Genomic DNA, 256 nt, shown 5'->3' on the forward strand with positions numbered 1-256 from the left:
GGTCGTCGGCGCAGGCCTGGATGACAATGTCCCCGCCGGTCCCCCCGGGCTGAAGATCGTCCCCGGGAACGTGCGGAAGATCGATCAGGTCTTCGGGGCGGCGGCCCTCCAGGCCGAATCGGGCCTTGCCGTCCTTCTCGAAAAGCCCCGCCCCAAAGCCAAACGTCAAGGTCAAATGTGCGGCGGCGAGATCCAGCGCCTCCCCGGTGTCCTCGGGCGGAGCGTTGTACGGTCCGTCGACGGCGCCAGTCTCGCC

General features: G+C 68.8%; 1 protein-coding gene. It reads right to left on the reverse strand.

The window, feature by feature from the left end; genetic code table 11:
• On the reverse strand, positions 1 to 256 hold a 256-nt coding region (locus SCA31_RS24375; RefSeq protein WP_410699555.1), incomplete at both ends, for a Dyp-type peroxidase domain-containing protein.

Origin of the sequence: Chryseobacterium sp. SIMBA_028, from assembly GCF_046535285.1 — a bacterium.
Lineage (GTDB): Bacteria > Bacteroidota > Bacteroidia > Flavobacteriales > Weeksellaceae > Chryseobacterium.